The sequence below is a fragment of the Plantibacter sp. PA-3-X8 genome (assembly GCF_003856975.1).
Taxonomy (GTDB): Bacteria; Actinomycetota; Actinomycetes; order Actinomycetales; family Microbacteriaceae; genus Plantibacter; species Plantibacter auratus.
Window position 1 is genome coordinate 2,383,337 of sequence record NZ_CP033107.1, and the last position, 16,830, is coordinate 2,400,166.

General features: G+C 68.9%; 16 protein-coding genes. 9 read left to right on the forward strand and 7 right to left on the reverse strand.

Annotated elements, in window-relative coordinates; translation table 11 throughout:
* Positions 1-66 precede the first annotated feature (66 nt).
* Together EAO79_RS11285 and EAO79_RS11290 are read left to right on the forward strand one after the other, a co-directional pair.
* The gene (locus EAO79_RS11285; protein ID WP_079705569.1) at positions 67-1,368 is read left to right on the forward strand and encodes a CDP-glycerol glycerophosphotransferase family protein; all 1,302 of its coding nucleotides are present in this window, start codon (positions 67-69) and stop codon (positions 1,366-1,368) included.
* 53 nt (positions 1,369-1,421) lie between these two features.
* Positions 1,422-2,630, forward strand: coding sequence for an acyltransferase (locus EAO79_RS11290; RefSeq protein ID WP_124769032.1), 1,209 nt, complete (start codon positions 1,422-1,424; stop codon positions 2,628-2,630).
* Here EAO79_RS11290 and EAO79_RS11295 read toward each other — a convergent pair.
* The 5 genes from EAO79_RS11295 to EAO79_RS11315 form a co-directional block, all read right to left on the reverse strand.
* Positions 2,551-4,026: a glycosyltransferase gene (locus tag EAO79_RS11295; protein ID WP_124769033.1), complete on the reverse strand. Its 1,476-nt coding sequence runs from the start codon at positions 4,024-4,026 to the stop codon at positions 2,551-2,553. The genes EAO79_RS11290 and EAO79_RS11295 overlap by 80 nt on opposite strands.
* Before the next feature lie 84 nt (positions 4,027-4,110).
* Positions 4,111-4,992 (reverse strand): hypothetical protein, encoded by an 882-nt coding sequence (locus EAO79_RS11300; RefSeq protein ID WP_124769034.1) that lies wholly within the window; start codon positions 4,990-4,992, stop codon positions 4,111-4,113.
* Between the two features lie 74 nt (positions 4,993-5,066).
* A complete protein-coding gene (locus tag EAO79_RS11305; RefSeq protein ID WP_086473630.1) occupies positions 5,067-5,825 on the reverse strand; it encodes an ABC transporter ATP-binding protein in 759 nt (252 codons plus the stop codon).
* Positions 5,825-6,592, reverse strand: a complete 768-nt coding sequence (locus tag EAO79_RS11310; protein ID WP_079705574.1) for an ABC transporter permease — start codon at positions 6,590-6,592, stop codon at positions 5,825-5,827. Before EAO79_RS11310 ends, EAO79_RS11305 begins: the two co-directional genes overlap by 1 nt.
* Positions 6,593-6,709: 117 nt before the next feature.
* Entirely contained in the window at positions 6,710-7,402 is a 693-nt protein-coding gene (locus EAO79_RS11315) for an NTP transferase domain-containing protein (RefSeq protein ID WP_064296200.1), read from the reverse strand.
* 271 nt (positions 7,403-7,673) lie between these two features.
* Here EAO79_RS11315 and EAO79_RS19550 point away from each other — a divergent pair, with 271 nt between their 5' ends.
* From EAO79_RS19550 to EAO79_RS11330, 3 genes are all read left to right on the forward strand, one after another.
* Complete coding sequence (locus EAO79_RS19550; RefSeq protein WP_371413640.1) at positions 7,674-9,455, forward strand: ATP-binding cassette domain-containing protein; 1,782 nt, start codon at positions 7,674-7,676, stop codon at positions 9,453-9,455.
* Positions 9,431-11,002 carry a hypothetical protein gene (locus EAO79_RS11325; RefSeq protein WP_124769035.1) on the forward strand — a complete coding sequence of 524 codons (1,572 nt, stop codon included), beginning with the start codon at positions 9,431-9,433 and terminating at the stop codon, positions 11,000-11,002. The genes EAO79_RS19550 and EAO79_RS11325 overlap by 25 nt, the downstream gene beginning before the upstream one ends.
* Positions 11,003-11,097: 95 nt before the next feature.
* A complete protein-coding gene (locus EAO79_RS11330; protein WP_064296346.1) occupies positions 11,098-11,373 on the forward strand; it encodes a DUF3039 domain-containing protein in 276 nt (91 codons plus the stop codon).
* Between the two features lie 43 nt (positions 11,374-11,416).
* Here the strand turns inward: EAO79_RS11330 and EAO79_RS11335 are convergent, their stop codons facing one another.
* Positions 11,417-12,745, reverse strand: coding sequence for a nicotinate phosphoribosyltransferase (locus EAO79_RS11335; RefSeq protein ID WP_079705576.1), 1,329 nt, complete (start codon positions 12,743-12,745; stop codon positions 11,417-11,419).
* An 87-nt stretch (positions 12,746-12,832) separates the two neighbouring features.
* Between EAO79_RS11335 and murI the strand changes: the two genes are divergently transcribed.
* The 4 genes from murI (at position 12,833) to EAO79_RS11355 (ending at position 16,029) form a co-directional block, all read left to right on the forward strand.
* A complete protein-coding gene (murI, locus tag EAO79_RS11340) occupies positions 12,833-13,654 on the forward strand; it encodes a glutamate racemase (protein ID WP_124769036.1) in 822 nt (273 codons plus the stop codon).
* A gap of 16 nt (positions 13,655-13,670) precedes the next feature.
* Complete coding sequence (gene rph, locus EAO79_RS11345) at positions 13,671-14,405, forward strand: ribonuclease PH (RefSeq protein WP_064296204.1); 735 nt, start codon at positions 13,671-13,673, stop codon at positions 14,403-14,405.
* Positions 14,405-15,040 carry an RdgB/HAM1 family non-canonical purine NTP pyrophosphatase gene (gene rdgB / locus EAO79_RS11350; RefSeq protein ID WP_124769037.1) on the forward strand — a complete coding sequence of 212 codons (636 nt, stop codon included), beginning with the start codon at positions 14,405-14,407 and terminating at the stop codon, positions 15,038-15,040. Before rph ends, rdgB begins: the two co-directional genes overlap by 1 nt.
* Before the next feature lie 77 nt (positions 15,041-15,117).
* A complete protein-coding gene (locus EAO79_RS11355; RefSeq protein WP_124769038.1) occupies positions 15,118-16,029 on the forward strand; it encodes a cation diffusion facilitator family transporter in 912 nt (303 codons plus the stop codon).
* Between the two features lie 53 nt (positions 16,030-16,082).
* On the opposite strand, the gene EAO79_RS11360 is transcribed toward EAO79_RS11355, so the two are convergent.
* On the reverse strand, positions 16,083-16,829 hold the full coding sequence (locus EAO79_RS11360) for a DedA family protein (protein WP_064296207.1): 747 nt from the start codon (positions 16,827-16,829) through the stop codon (positions 16,083-16,085).
* Position 16,830 lies beyond the last annotated feature (1 nt).

The following is a 16,830-nucleotide window of genomic DNA, read 5'->3' on the forward strand; positions in this document are numbered from 1 at the left end:
GGCGGGGGCCCGTCGTGATCCCACCGTGACCTGGCGTCGTTACGCTTGACGGATGCTGGAGCTGACATGGGACTGATCAGAGACGGTCGTCGTGCCATCACGCTCGCCAAGGACCTGCTCGCCAACCGCCGGGCCAGAGCCGTCCTCGCGGCGCAGATGCAGGCGGCGCCCGTGATCGAGCCGGGGCGCTACAAGGTGGCCGTGTACTTCGCGGACGGTGCCGTCAACATGTACCAGATCCGACAGTGGTACCGGCCGCTCGCCGAACTGTCGAAGCAGTGGCCCGTCCTCATCCTCAGTCGCGGTGCGACGGCTGCGGCGAAGCTGTTCGAGGAGTCGCCGATCCCGACGGCCTACGTCCGGACGGTCGTCGCCCTCGAGCGCACGCTGGCCGAACAGGACATCCGCGTCGTGCTGTACGTCAACCAGAACGCCAAGAACTTCCAGATGTTCCGCTACGGCTCCCGCTGGCACGTCTTCGTCAACCATGGCGAGAGCGACAAGATGTACATGACCACGAACCAGTTCAAGGCCTACGACTACAGCCTCATCGCCGGCCAAGCGGCGAGAAACCGGCTGGAGCGGGTGCTCTGGGACTACGACTTCGACAAGCGCGCGATCATGATCGGCCGCCCGCAGGCCGACCACTACTCGGGCGAACTGCCCTACACGCCCGATGAGCGGACCGTGGTCCTGTACGCGCCCACCTGGGAGGGCGACCGCGCGGCCGCGGCGTACGGCTCGATCGCGAGCCACGGCGTGGCCCTCGTCCGAGCGCTCATCGCGACCGGGCGGCACCGCGTCGTGTACCGCCCGCACCCGAGGAGCGGTGTCGTCGATCCGGCGTACGCGAGCGCGAACCGCGAGATCATGGCCGCGCTCCAGGAGGCGAACCGAGCGGACGCCTCGGCCCAGCACGTCGTCGACACGGGTGCCGACCTCGGTTGGCAGCTGGCGGCAGCTGACGCGGCGATCGTCGACATCTCCGCGATGGTCTACGACCGCCTCGCGAGCGGGAAGCCGCTCATGATCACCCGTCCCGTGAACCCGGAGGCGGAGATCGACACCGGAGGGTACCTCTCGTCGTGTGAATGGCTCGATGCCTCGGACGCAGCGGACATCGTCGACGGAGTCGACCGACTCCTCGGTGATCCCGAGACGGTCGCGCGACTGCAGCACTGGGTCGAGTACTACTTCGGCGACACGACGCCCGGGGTGACGACGGCGAGGTTCCACAGCGCCATCGAGCATCTGATGTCGGAGTGGGAACGGTTCGCCCTCGCGCACGCCGATGGCCGGCCGGAGCTCGACGAGCATGAGGACGATGAGGACGAAGACGAGGATGATGACGACGAAGGACGCGCCTGAGGCGCCCTGAGCCGTTGAGTCCGCGCCCAGGAGAACCGCGTAGGGTCGGGCAGGTGAATCCGTCCTCCGGGCGACTGGCCTCCCTCGACGGAGTCCGTGGTGTCGCCAGCGTCGTCGTGGTGCTCTACCACGTGTCGTTGCTCGCACGACCCTTCGCGACGGGCCGGATCTCGGAGCCCGCCTGGGACATCGCGACCGAGACACCATTGAAGCTGCTCTTCGCCGGCACCGAGGCGGTGCAGGTGTTCTTCGTCCTGAGTGGTCTCGTCGTCGCGCTCCCGCTGTTGCGAGGCGGCGCGAGCTGGCCGGGGTTCTTCGCCGCGCGGTTCGTGCGGCTCTACCTCCCCGTGTGGGGATCGCTGCTGTTCGCCGCCGCACTCATCCTGCTCATCCCGAGGGATCCCGCCTCGGTGACCACCGGTGAGTGGATCGCGAACGCGAACGCGACGAGCGTCGACCCGCTGCACCTCCTGACGGAGGCCACCCTGACACCGGCGAGCTACACCCTGGTGAACACCCTGTGGTCGCTGCGCTGGGAGCTGATCTTCACGCTCCTCCTTCCGATCGCCGTCCTGCTCGCTCGGTTGCTGCGCCGCTGGGCGTGGCCGGTCGCTGCGTTGATGTCCGTGATCATGGTGCTCGGACGGGTCGCGGGACTGGACGCCGCCGTGTACCTGCCGGCGTTCTTCATCGGTACGCTGATCGCCGTCCGGCTCGACGACCTCCGCGCCTGGGCGGCGGATCGGTCCAGCCCCCTGCAGTGGGCGATGCTCACGGGCGGCTCCGCACTCCTGCTCGTCGCGAGCTGGCTCTCCCGACCGTTCGTCGAGTCCTCCTCCACGCTGGGTCAGGCGCTCTGGGGTCTGTCGGGCGTGGGAGCGGCCGGTCTCATCGTCGTCGCCATCGGAAGCCCGTTCGCCCGGCGGCTCCTCGAGACCCCGCCCGTCCTCTGGCTCGGCAAGGTGTCGTTCAGCCTGTACCTCGTGCACGCCCCGATCCTGGCCACGCTCGCCTTCATGTTCGGCGATGAGCGCTGGTGGCTGGTCGGCATCGTGGGAGTGCCACTCAGCCTGCTGATCGCCGCCGGGTTCTTCCAGCTCGTCGAGCGTCCGTCCCACGGCCTGGCGCGCCGCGTCGGCCGAGGGGTGCAGACCGGGGTCGCGGCGGTGCGCTCCCGGATGCTCAGCCGACGCGAGGGACGAGCGCGTTCCGCTTCTTCCGACGAGCGGCCGCGTGCAACTCCTGAGCCCACCGACGGGTGACTGCTTCGTCGTCGTACTGCTCCGCGGTCGTTCTGGCGTTGCGACGCATCGCGTCGACCTCGGTTTCAGGAAGGGCGAGCAGGCGCTCGATGGCGGCCGACACGACGGTCGGTTCCGCGGACGGCACGAGGAACCCGTTCCAACCGTCGCGGACGATGTCGGCCGGTCCGTAGGGGACGTCGACCACGATGGGAAGACACCCGGCTGCCATCGCCTCGATGAGCACGAGCGGGAAGCCCTCCGAGGTCGAGGTCATGACGAGGAACGAACCCGAGCCGAGCTGCTGCCGGGCGGAGCGGTCGTAGCCGTGGAGGACGACGCGGTGGTCCGGGTCTTCGGCGGTGACGAGCGACTGCAGTTCGTCGAGCAGCTCGCCGCCGCCGTATACGTCAAGCGTCGGGGGAGGCCCATCCGTGGACGTGGCGGTGAGGACGGCGCGGATCGCGTGCGCCGGCCGCTTCCGGGCCGTGAGCGAGCCGAGGAACATCCCGCGGCTGCGCGGTCGAGGCGCACGTGCGACCTCCGGGGCGACGAGTTCGCGCGAGTTCGGGATGACACTGAGCGAGGCGTGCTCGCCGAGCATGGTCGTCACGTCCGCGAGCTGTCGATCACTGAGGAGCGCGACGAGGTCGAAGTCGTCGAGCGCCTCGAACACCGCTCGCCGCGACTCCCGCAGCCGACCGTGTGGCCGTTCCGTGCCCTGGAGGTGCGAGGCGTGCACGACGTGCGCGGTGACGACGTTGCGCTTCCGGTAGCTCAGGACGAACGGTGCGATGGTCTTGCTGTCGACGATCATCCAGGCCGGCCCGCCTGCGGTGATTGCGTCGAACCAGGCGCGGTACAGCGACCAGATGCGCCCCCAGGACCGGATGGGGCTCCCCTGCTCGTCGCAGAGGACGACCGAGCGGCCGCCCTTCACACCCCGCTCACGCGTGTCGCGGCGGTCGGACAGGAGCAGGGTGCCGTCGGCTCGGTAGACGTCCACCTGCAGGATCTGACCCGCGTCATCGTGGCGCTCGCGGCTGAGGACGGCGTCACCGCGGCGTCGTTCCGTGCCGACGTCGTCCAGGGGGAGCGGGGTGAACCCGTGGCGCGCCAGGTCGAGGGACCCACCCGGCAGCGGGTTGTCACGCAGCCAGTCCCAGAGGTTGACGACCCGGAGGCCGTCGATCAGGTCTCCGCGCGTGCGCAGCCGTGACGCCAACTCGGGGTAGTCCGGTCGGTGGTCGAAGGTGAGGACGTCGACCGGGGTGTCGGCCAGTCTGATGAACGCGCGGGAGCGCTGGAGCATCGCCTCGGTCATGCCGCCGAAGTCGTCCGACAGGCCCCAGGTCACCGCGAAGTGGCGACCTTCCGGGAACGGCTTCTGGGGGCGGCGCAGGAAGGGAAGTCTCACCCTCCGACGGTACGCGATGGACCTGGAGGGATGCCGCATCCCGGGCGGCCCGGTCGGGAGTGATCCGGAGCTCGCCTCGGGTGGTCAGGGGCGCTGCTCGGACCCGTCGCCGACGGCCGCATCGCCGCCTGACTCGATGGCCAGGTGCTTCCGGCGTCGGAACACCTGGTCGCGGATCTTCCCGAGGCCCGACCGGCCGGAGACGGCCCGCATCCGCGGCTCGAGGTCGAGTGGGACGACGAACGGCGCCGGTCCGAACGCCTGGCGCGCGGCACGGACGACCTGTCGGCCGAGCATGTGGTTGCCGATCCCGCCGACGGCTGCTCCGACGCCGAAGGGGAGCGCCTTGCCGATGACACCGGCGCTGCCGCTCGCCGCGAAGTGCTTCACGAAGCGCACCCGCAGCTGGTCGGCGACGGGACCTACGATCATCGACGGCAGACCCTGGGTGATCGTCTGGCCCCAGAACGCCTGCCGCGGGACTCCCTTGCCGGCCGCCTGGGATCCGAAGTTGCGCAGGAGGTCGGTTCCGGCCTTGCCGAGCATCATGGTCATGACGAGCGCGCGGGATCGCATCGGATCCGCCAGGGCGATGCCGTGGACCTCGGTGACCGACTGGGCGAACAGGGCGGTCGCCTCGAGGAACCCCGCCGTCTCGACACCGGAGAGAGCAAGGGTCGTCGCCGTCCCGATCGCCGGGACCACAGCGGTCGCGCCGACGGCGGCTCCCGTCGTCGTCACCGTCGTGAGGTACCGGCGCTCCAGGACGCGGATGAGCTGGTCGGCCGTCGCGTTCGGGTACATCCGCCGGATCGACCGGATGTGCGCCACGACCACCGGTCGCTGGACCCAGAGCAGTCGGTCGAGCGCCCGCACCCATCCCGGCTCGGGCAGCATGGGCTGCTGTGCTGCGGCGGTGGGGAACTGGGCGGGACCCGGAACGGGTCCCTGCTGCGGTCCGGTCATGACGACCTCCTCGTGGGCGGGGCGGCCAGTCTACGTCGACCCGCTGCGGGTCGACTGACGCTTGCTGGCGGGCTTCAGCTGTTGTAGTCGGCGTTGTAGCGGTCGAGCACGTCGTCGATCGGGGCGTCGAGTACGAGCGCCCCCTTGTCGAGGTAGAGGCCCCTCGTGCAGAACCGCCTGAGGTCCTTCTCGTTGTGCGAGACGAAGAACAGGGTCCGCCCGCCCTCGAGGAGTTCCTCGATGCGCCGATAGCACTTCTCGCGGAACGCCCGGTCGCCGACGGCGAGGACCTCGTCGACGAGGATGATCGGCTCTTCGAGCTGCGCGATCACCGCGAAGGCGATGCGGACCTTCATCCCGCTCGAGAGGTGCTTGTACGGGGTGTCGATGAAGTCGGCGATCTCGGCGAACGCGATGATGTCGTCGAACCGCCCGTCGATCTCGCGGCGCGACATGCCGTGGAGGCCGGCCGTCAGGTACACGTTGTCGCGGACCGTCAGGTCGTTGACGAAGCCACCGGTGATCTCGATGAGCGGCGCGACGCCCTCGCGCACACCGATGGTGCCCTCGTCGGGCAGCACGACGCCCGCGACGAGCTTGAGCAGCGTCGACTTGCCCTGACCGTTCCGACCGACGACGCCGATCGCCTCGCCGGGGGCGACATCGAAGGAGACGTGGCGCAGGGGCCAGAACTCGCCCGGCTTCGAGCGACGGTCGCGACCGGCGAAGAGGTCCTTGAAACTCCGCCGACCGCCGCGGTTGCGCCGGAACCGGATGCCTGCGTCGGCGACCGAGATCGCCGGCCGACCGGCGGTTGCGTTACCTGTGGGCATCAGATCTCCTTCAGCACGGAGCGCTCACAGCGCTTGAAGACGAGGAGACCGACCGCGAGGATGACCGCCGACATGGCGGCGGACACGCCCACGAGGTGCCAGTTGAGTTCCTGTGGGAAGAACGCGGAACGGTACAGCGCGAAGATGCCGCTGAGCGGGTTGAACGCGGCGAAGGGTTCGATCTTGTCGGGCAGCGCCGTCGTGCTGTAGATGATCGGCGTCGCGTAGAACATGAACCGCAGGATGAGCTTGACGGCTCGCTCGAGATCGCGGAAGAACACGACGAGCGGAGCGACGATCAGGCAGAGCCCGATGGTCAGGACGGCTTGGATGACGATGGCGAGCGGGAACAGCACGATGTCGAGGTTCACCTGCGCGCCGCTGAAGATCGCGAACGCCGCGAGGACCGGAAGCGCCGCGAGGAACTCGATGCCCTTCGACAGCACGATCCGATTCACCCAGATGGTCCGGGGGATCGTCGTCGAACGCACCAGCTTCGCCTCGCGCAGGAAGGCGCGCGTGCTGTCGGACACCGATCCGGTGAACCACATCCATGGCAGCAGGGCGGCGAGGAGGAACACGATGTACGGTTCCTCGCCGACATCGCGCCGGAACACCTGCGTGAAGACGAACCAGTAGATCCCGCTCATGACGAGGGGGTCGAGGATGGACCACACGTAGCCGAGCGCGCTCGTCGAGTAGCGCACACGCAGGTCTCGGACGGTCAGGATCCAGAGCGCGTGGCGATACCTCGCCGAACGCGACATCCTTGGCCGCGTTTCAGCAGAAGAACTCACGGGACCAACCTTATCGAGGCGACGCAGGAACGCCGCCCGCGACGCTCAGCGTCGGGACGGCGTTCGTGTGCGATGTGGACGGGGCCCTCAGACGAAGAGGTTCGCGCGCTCGAGGTCCTCGGCGAAGTCGACCTCGACCGCGTAGAGGTCGGAGATGTCGACCGGCTCGACGAGCATGCCTTCGCGCTCGATGGCGAGCTCGATGCCGCGCTCGAAGTAGTCCTGGTCGCCGACCTTGGTCAGGTAGCGGTGCAGCATCGTCTTGTCCTGCGACGAGATGTAGTTGATGCCCACGGCCTCTCCGAGCCCGCCGACGACGGTCTTCGAGAGCTCCTTGATGTAGCCCTCGGCGCTCGTCGTGTACTTGACCTCTTCGTCGGACACCTTGGAGGTGTTGACGGTCACGAACGAACGGTCCTTGGCGATCATCGCGGCAGCGCGGTCGAGGACGGCCGGGTCGAAGACGACGTCGCCGTTCATCCAGAGCACGCCGCCGGCCTGAGACGCCGCGAGGGCGCGCATGAGGCTCTTCGAGGTGTTGGTCTGGTCGTACTGCTCGTTGTAGACGAAGGAGGCATCGGGGAAGGCCTCGATGATGTGCTCGAGCTTGTAGCCGACGACGATCGTCACCTTGGCGCTCGCTCCGAACGCGTGGTGGATGTTGTCGAACTGCTGCTGCATGATGGTGCGGCCGTCGCTGAGCTCGGTCAGGGGCTTGGGGAGCGAGCGGCCGAGACGGCTGCCCATCCCTGCGGCAAGGATCACTACCTGGGTGGTCACGTTGTTCTCCTCAGTGTGGGTATGGAATCACGCGGTGCCACGATGCTGTGGACGATTCACCGAGGATTAACCAAGACGTGCATTGAAAGACACTCCGTTATGCCAAAATACAGGCTAGCCGCGGTGAACTCCGTCTGTCAGGGGTTCCCAGGGTCCGTTGTCGTTTTGTGATCGACCACCCGGCGTTTACACAGCTTGGGGGAGATGTGTCAACCGTTCATCCTGAGACTCCGCTGTCCGCTGCGGCCGCCGCTGTTGGTAGGTTTGCTTGGTGACTTCCACGACTCCGCCAGATCCCGCTCAGCAGCCCGCGCCTGCCGACGGCACGTCGACGAGTCCGGGCACGCCGAACCCCGCCGACGCCGCTGGTGCACCTGCGCCGACGACCGCTTCCGACGATCAGGGCGCTGCGACGCCGACGGCACCGAAGCGCGCACCCCGCTCGACCACGCCTCGGGCTTCCGGAACGGCGAAGGCCCCTGCGAAGCGGCCGAGCACGCCCCGCACCCGCACCACGTCGGCGAGCGAGGCCTCGGGCGAGTCCGGGGACGCGACCACACCAGCACCGAAGGCGACCACGGCACGCTCGACGACCGCTCGGACCTCGACGGCGAAGACCACGGGCACCAAGTCGACGACGGCGCGCACCACCGCCGCGAAGCGCACGCCCGCGAAGTCGGCTGCTGCAGCCGGTGGTGCGGAGGGCACTGGGTCGGCCGAGACGACCACCGCCCCGAAGGCGCCCAGGTCGACGACGGCGCGCCCCGCAGCCGCGAAGCCGGCGACCAAGGCCGCAGGCGCCAAGACGACCACCGCCCGGACCTCGACGACGAAGTCCACGACGGCCCGGACGCCGGCCAAGCGCACACCGGCGCGCACCAGCGCCGCGAAGCAGACCGAACAGACGGCAGCCGCGGTCGCCGGCGTCCTCGACGAGGTCAGCGCACCGGGGTCGGTCGACCGGGCGACGACGTCGGCGCCGTCCGAGCAGCCGTCCCCCGAGGTCGCCGAGCGGGTCATCGTCGACGAGCCTCGGCCCGACCACACGCAGACCACGACCCCGGCGAGCGCTTCATCCACCGCCGAGCAGGCTGCGGACGACACGGCTCCGCAGACGACGCCGGCACCGTCGGAGTCCGTGTCGGTGGCGCCTCCGCAGGAGGAGGTCGTCGCTCCGGCGGCAGCCCCCAAGCGTCCTGTCGGTCGTCCCGCGGCGACCCCGCCGTCCGCCGCCACCTCGTCGCCTGCGGCGACGACGGCGCAGCGCACCGAGGCTGCCGACGACGGCGCACATCCCGTCGTCCTGTCGATCTCGGGACTCGTCAAGCAGTTCGGCGACACGGTCGCGGTCGACGGCGTCGACCTCGAGGTCCGCCGGGGCTCCTTCTACGGCATCGTCGGGCCCAACGGCGCCGGCAAGACCACCACGCTGTCCATGGTGACGGGTCTCCTCCGTCCCGACGCAGGGTCGATCACCGTCCAGGGCGTCGACGTCTGGCAGGATCCCGCCGAGGCCAAGCGGGCGATCGGTGTGCTGCCCGACCGGCTGCGGCTCTTCGACCGCCTGACCGGCAGCCAGCTCCTGTACTACTCCGGCGTCCTGCGGGGGCTCGACCCCGCGACCGTCAAGTCGCGGACCGCCGATCTGGCCCGTGCCTTCGGCCTCGACGACGCGCTCGGTCGTCTCGTCTCCGACTACTCGGCGGGCATGACGAAGAAGATCGCCCTGGCAGCTGCACTCATCCATTCGCCGCGGCTCCTCATCCTCGACGAGCCCTTCGAGTCGGTCGACCCGGTGTCCGCGGCGAACGTCATCGAGATCCTCCAGCGGTACGTCGCCAACGGCGGAACCGTCGTGCTCTCGAGCCACGGCATGGACTTCATTCAGCGCGTGTGCGATCACGTGGCCATCATCGTGCAGGGCAAGGTGCTGGCCGCCGGGTCCGTCGACGAGGTGCGCGGAACGGGCACGCTCGAGGAGCGGTTCGTCGAGCTCGCCGGGGGCCGCAAGTCGGCAGAGGGAATGGAATGGTTGCACAGCTTCTCCGACTGAAACTGCAGCTGACGCTCAACGCGTTCCGCCGCAGCCCCTGGCGACTGGTCGGGCTCGTCCTCGCGATCGCGGTCGGCGTGTGGATCGTCGTGCTCGCGAGCACCGGTCTCGTCGCGCTGCGCGGTGGCGATCCGGAGGTCACCCGCAACCTGCTCGTGCTGGCCGGATCGGCCGTCGTCCTGGGGTTCATCATCCTTCCGCTCGTCTTCGGTGTCGACGATCAGCTGGATCCTCGGGCGTTCTCGCTCTTCGGGCTGCCCAACCGCACCCTGTCCGTCGGCCTACTCGTGACAGCGCTCGTGTCGGTGCCATCGCTCGTCCTCGCCGTCCTCGCGGCCTCGTCGGTGGTCACCTGGTCTCGGTCGCCGTTGCCCGCCGTCCTCGCCGTGGTCTCCGCGGTCCTCGGGGTGCTGCTCTGCGCGCTCCTGGCCCGGATCGCCACCTCGATCTCCGCGAGCCTCCTCTCGACGCGTCGCGCCAAGGAGGTCATGGGCGTCCTCGGGCTGGTGCTCATCATCGCCGTGGCCCCGGCGATCATCGCCCTCACCACCGTGGACTGGCAGCGCGACGGGTTCGCCGTCCTCGGCCGGGTCGCTGACATCCTCAGTTGGACCCCGCTCGGCGCCGTCTGGTCGTTCCCCGGTGATGCCGCACTCGGTGGCATCGCGCCGGCGATCGTCAAGCTGCTCCTCACCGCGGCGACCATCGCCCTGCTCTGGTTCGCCTGGCAGGCGTTCGTCGCCCGACTGCTCGTGGCGCCGGAACGCCTCGGGACGGGCCGCGACAGCACCGGTCTGGGCTGGTTCGACCTGCTCCCCGGTTCCCCGTCCGGAGCCATCGCCGCTCGGAGCATGACCTACTGGCTGCGCGACCCTCGGTACCTCGTCTCCCTCGTGATCATCCCGATCGCGCCCTTCATCTTCTTCGTGCCCATGCTCGTCGCCGGCATCCCGATGAACGTCCTCGCACTCGTCCCACTCCCGGTCGTGTGCTGGTTCCTCGGCTGGCTCCTGCACAACGACCTCGCCTTCGATTCGACCGCGGTCTGGTTGCACGTCGCCTCGGGGGTCCGCGGACGATCGGATCGGATCGGCCGGCTCTTCCCGGTGCTCCTCATCGGCATCCCGCTCATCGCGGTCGGGTCGACGCTGAGCATCCTGTTCTACGGCGACTGGGACGCCCTGCCGTCGATGATCGGCGTGAGCACGTGCCTGTTGTTCAGCGGTGCCGGTATCGCGAGCTTCGTGTCCGCGCGGTTCCCGTACCCGACGTCGCTTCCCGGCGACAGCCCGTTCCAGCAGCCGCAGGTCCCGGGCAGCAGCGGTATGTCCGCACAGTTCCTGAGCCTGCTCGGTACGGTGCTCCTCACGATTCCCGCCGGCTGGCTGGCCGTGCTCGGGCTCACCGGTGAGCCGAACTGGAACTTCGGGGCACTCGCGGTCGGTGCCGGTACGGGCATCCTGGTGCTCGCGATCGGGATCTTCGCCGGCGGTCGCGTCTTCGACCGTCGCAGCCCCGAGATCGTCGGCTTCGCCAGCTCGCACTGACCCGACGTCGGCGACCGGATCGGCCCGCAGGAGACCCGGGTGCCGTCCGGCGGTACCATGGAGCCATGGCGCAGCATGACAGCACGAAGCAGCAGATGAGCACGATCGATCCCGGTGGCACGCCCGACGGTGGGAGCACGGCGATCATGGATCGTGAGCTCGAGGAGCTGATCGAGAGCGAGAACATCGAGCCCGGCGATCACGAGCGGTTCTCGCACTACGTCAAGAAGGAGAAGATCCTCGAGTCGGCGTTGAGCGGCAAGCCGGTGAAGGCGCTCTGCGGCAAGAAGTGGACGCCGGGTCGCGACCCCGAGAAGTTCCCGATCTGCCCGGCCTGCAAGGAGATCTACGAGAAGCTCCTCCGCGACTGACGCTGGAGCGCACCGCGGCCGACGCTGAGACGCGTCGCCGCGGTCAGCCTTCGAGGTAGACGGTCGGAAGCACCGGGTCGCCGCGGGTGAGGCTGACGGCCCGAGGTGGCAGTTCCGCCACCGCCTGTGCCCGGTGTTCCCTCGCCTGGCGCGTCCCCGCGGCGCCGAGGTACTGCTCGTCCACGAGTCCGCCTTCGACGAGCTGGACCATCAGGGGGCGTTCCGAGGCGGCGTCGGCCGCACCCTCGTGTTCGCCCGCAGGACCGTCGCCGAGGTAGATGCGCTCCTCGCGGGCGACCCCGTGCCGGTCGTAAGCGCGGGCAGCGGTCTTGCGGCCGCCGACGGTCGCCTTCTCCGCGGACTTCTTCGCGACGCTGATCCAGTCGCCCTGGTCATCACGGTGCGCGACGAGCTTGTAGACCATGCCCATGGCGGGGGAGCCTGAGCCGGTGACCACGGAGGTGCCGACGCCGTAGGAGTCGACCGGAGACGCGGCCAGGGCCGCGACGGCGTGCTCATCGAGGTCGTTGGTGACGGTGATGCGGGTCGACGTGGCGCCGAGCTCGTCGAGGAGGCGGCGGACCTGGTCGACGACGATCGGCAGATCACCGGAGTCGATGCGTACGGCTCCCAGCTCCGGGCCGGCGAGGCGTACGCCGAGACGCACGGCCTCCTCGATGTCGTAGGTGTCGACGAGCAGCGTGGTCCCGGCGCCCATCGTGTCGATCTGGGCTCGGAAGGCGTCCTCCTCGGAGTCGTGCAGGAGGGTGAAGGAGTGCGCGGCCGTCCCCATCGTCGGGATGCCCCAGCTGCGTCCGGCCTCGAGGTTCGACGTGGCGCTGAAGCCGGCGATGTACGCTGCCCGGGCTGCGGCGATGGCCGACCGCTCGCCCGTCCGACGGGAGCCCATCTCGGCCAGGGGGCGGCTGCCCGCCGCTGAGGTCATGCGCGCGGCGGCCGTGGCGACGGCGCTGTCGTAGTTGAACACGCTGAGTGCCAGTGTCTCGAGGATGACGGCTTCGGCGAACGTGCCCTCCACGACCAGGATCGGCGAACCGGGGAAGAAGGCCTCGCCCTCGCGGTAGCCCCAGATCGAACCCGAGAAGCGGTAGTCGGCGAGCCAGTCGAGCGCCGTCGTGCTGACGACGCCCTCGTCGCGCAGCCACTCGAGTTCCGATTCACCGAAGCGGAAGTGCTTGAGCAGTTCGAGGAATCGGCCCGTGCCGGCCACGACGCCGTAGCGGCGGCCGCCGGAGAGGCGTCTGGCGAACAGCTCGAACAGACACTCCCGATCCGCGGTGCCGCGGTGGAGGGCGGCGTCCAGCATCGTGAGTTCGTATCGGTCGGTGAGGAGAGCTGAGGACTCGTGCACCCGTTCAGCCTAGCCGCGAGCGTGCTGGGAACGTGGTGATCGGTCGGTCACCGACGTCCATCGGCAGGGGCGGTAGGCTGGGTCATCGTGAACGACGCACCCATCGGCATCTTCGACTCCGGCGTCGGCGGACTCACGGTGGCGAGAGCGGTCAGCGACCAGCTCCCCGCCGAGTCCGTGATCTACATCGGCGACACGGCCCACTCACCCTACGGCCCGAAGCCCATCGCCGACGTGCGGCGCTACTCGCTCGAGGTCCTCGACTCGCTCGTCGACCAGGGCGTGAAGATGCTGGTGATCGCCTGCAACACCGCATCGGCGGCGATGCTCCGCGATGCCCGCGAACGCTACTCGGTCCCCGTGGTCGAGGTGATCCAGCCCGCTGTGCGGACCGCGGTCCGGAGCACGAGGAACGGGCGCATCGGCGTCATCGGGACCGAGGGCACGATCAACTCGCGGGCGTATCAGGACCTCTTCGAGGTCAATCCCGAGCTGACGGTGTTCGGCCAGGCCTGCCCCCGGTTCGTGGAGTTCGTGGAGGCCGGCGTCACGACCGGCCCCGACCTCCTCGAGGCCGCGGAGGAGTACCTGGCCCCGCTCCGGCACGCCGGCGTCGACACCGTCGTCCTCGGATGCACCCACTACCCCTTCCTCAAGGGCGCGATCAGCTACGTGATGGGTCCGCAGGTGTCGCTCGTCTCGAGCGACACCGAGACCGCGAACGACGTCTACCGCGTGCTCGTCACCCGTGACCTGCTGCGCGACAGCAGCGAACCTGCCACCCACCGGTACGAGGCGACCGGGAGCAGTGCCGACGACTTCATCGCCCTCGCCAACCGTCTGATGGGCCGGGAGATCTCCACCGTCTCGCTCGTCCAGACCGGCGTCATCGACCTTCCATCCCATTAGTTCGAGGAGCACATCCATGAGTGATATCGCGCGCGCCGACGGCCGCACCAACGACCAGCTGCGTCCCATCACGATCGAGCGCGGTTGGAGCGAGCAGGCCGAGGGTTCGGCGCTGATCAGCTTCGGCCGGACGAAGGTGCTCTGCACGGCCTCGTTCACCAACGGCGTGCCGCGCTGGCTGAACGGCAAGGGTCGCGGCTGGGTCACCGCGGAGTACGCGATGCTGCCCCGTTCCACCAACGAGCGGATGGACCGTGAAGCGGTCAAGGGCAAGATCGGCGGTCGTACCCACGAGATCTCGCGACTCATCGGTCGCAGCCTCCGCGCCGTGATCGACACCAAGGCCCTCGGCGAGAACACGATCGTCATCGACTGCGACGTCCTGCAGGCGGATGGAGGCACCCGCACGGCGGCGATCACCGGCGCCTACGTCGCCCTCGCCGATGCGATCGAGTGGGCGCGCGGTAAGAAGTTCATCTCGCAGAAGGCGTCGCCCCTCACCGACAGCGTCTCGGCCGTCTCGGTCGGCATCATCGACGGCGTGCCCATGCTCGACCTCGCCTACGTCGAGGATGTGCGCGCCGAGACCGACATGAACGTCGTCGTCACCGGCGGCGGATCGTTCGTCGAAGTGCAGGGGACGGCCGAGGGCGCCCCGTTCGACCGCCGCGAACTCGACTCCCTGCTCGACCTCGCCGTCGGTGGCGCTGCGTCGCTCAAGGCCATCCAGTTCGAGGCCCTCGGACGCTGATGGGCGTCGAGATCGTCCTCGCGACGCACAACCACCACAAGGTCGAGGAGTTCCAGCGGCTCGTCAGCCGCGACGTCCCCGGGATCACGGTCCTCGCCTACGACGGCCCGGAGCCCGTCGAGGACGGCACGACCTTCAGCGAGAACGCGTTGATCAAGGCGCGGGTCGCCGCCGCGCACACCGGCTCCATCGCGCTCGCGGACGACTCCGGCATCGGCGTCGAGATCCTGGGTGGATCGCCGGGTATCTTCTCGGCGCGCTGGGCCGGCTCGCAGCACGACTCGACCGCGAACCTCGCCCTCCTCCTCGATCAGCTGCAGGACGTGCACGAGGAGCATCGTGCCGCCTGGTTCGCCTGCCACCTCGCCCTCGTGGTGCCGCCTGGGATCGATGGGATCGAGCCGTTCGAGCACGTCGCCGTCGGAACCTGGCGCGGAGCCCTCGCGACGGAGCCGAGCGGGACGAACGGCTTCGGGTACGACCCGGCGTTCATCCCGGACGGTGAGCGGCGGACGGCGGCGGAGCTGTCACCGGCGGAGAAGAACGAGCTGAGCCACCGCGCGCTCGCCTTCCGAGCACTCGTCCCGGTGCTGCAGCGGCTCGTGCCCGATGGGCCCGCCTCGACCGCCAGCTGAGCATGATACTCAGGACCATTCCTATCTCGGCATGAACCCTTCCGCGGGCGCTGGGAAGCTCCTACGGTTGATGCATCATGGGTCACGATCACGCACACGCCGGCACCGCCAACCGCAGGAGACTCGCAGGGGCGATCGCCATCGTCGCGACCGTCCTCGTGGTCGAACTCGTCGGCGCCTGGGTGAGCGGTTCGCTGTCCCTGCTCGCCGACGCCGGGCACATGCTGTCCGACCTCACCGGGCTGATCATCGCGCTCGTCGCCACGATCGTCGCCGCCCGACCGGCCACCGACCGGCAAACCTTCGGGTATCAGCGCGCGGAGGTGTTCGGAGCGCTCATCAACGCGCTCATCCTGATCGCCGTCGCGGTGTCGGTCCTCATCGAGGGGGTGTCCCGCCTCCTCGAGCCGGCGGACGCGGAGGTCAAGAGCCTTCCGATGTTGATCGTCGCCGTCATCGGTCTCGTGGCGAACCTCGCCGCCCTCCAGGTGCTGCGCGGCGGCCGTGACACGTCGATCAACATGCGCGGTGCGTACCTCGAGGTCCTCGGCGACCTCCTCGGTTCGATCGCCGTGATCATCGCCGCGGTGGTCATCATGGCGACGGGCTTCGCTCAGGCCGATGCCATCGCGTCGCTCGCGATCGCCGCGATGATCGTGCCTCGGGCGTGGTCGTTGCTCCGCGACGTCGTCCACGTCCTCAGCGAGTCCGCACCGTCCGACACGGACGTGCAGGAGATCAGGGACCACCTACTCGGCACCGACGGGGTCGTGGCCGTCCACGACGTCCACGTCTGGCAGATCACGTCCGGCCAGCCGGTCTTCTCGGCACACATCGTCGTCGATCAGGAGGTGTTCGCCGATGGTGGCACGGGGGAGCTGCTCGACCGTCTCGGTTCGTGCCTCCACGACCACTTCGACGTCGAGCACTCGACGTTCCAGCTGGAACCCGAGGAACACGCCTCGCACGAGGAGTCGCACCACCGCTGACGCGTGGGCGGTCCGCCTGTCGCGACCGCTCGTGCGAGCGTCGCCACCGGTGATCAGACCGTGTCGTTCCCGCGGTCGCGCTTGAAGACGTCCTGGTCGGCGAGCTTCGAAGCCGCGGCCCGACGCTCCTCCTCGGTGATGGTGCCCTGCAGCGCCTTCGCCTTCCGGCTGGACTGGATGTAGTGCCAGGTGGTCGGGATGAGGGTGAGGACGACGGCTCCGATGAGGATGACGTCGATGTAGTTCTGCACGAAGGTGGCGACCGGGGGGATGTATCCGAGCAGGTAGCCGAAGAAGGTGAGCCCGGCGCCCCAGATGAGCGCGCCGATGAGGTTGTAGAGCGAGTACTTCTTGTAGTTCATGTGGCCGATGCCTGCCGCGACCGGGGCGAAGGTCCGGACGATCGGGACGAAGCGCGCCAGGATGACCGCGAGGGCGCCGAAGCGCTCGAAGAAGGCGTTCGTCCGCTCGACGTTCTTGATGCTGAAGAGGCCGGACTCCTTGCGTTCGAACACCTTCGGCCCGAGCTTGTGCCCGATGAGGTATCCGACCTCGCCGCCGAGGAACGCCGAGAACCCGATCGCGAGGCAGACCCACCAGATGTCGATCTCGATGACGCGGGCGGAGCCGAACGCGAGGAGACCGGTGATGACGAGCAGGGTGTCGCCGGGGAGCAGGAATCCGACGAGGAGGCCGGTCTCGGCGAAGACGATCGCGCAGACCACGACGAGGGCCCAGGGACCGACGGCCGTGATGATGCCCTCCGGGTCGAGCCAGGGGATGAGGGCGGTGTGGACCATG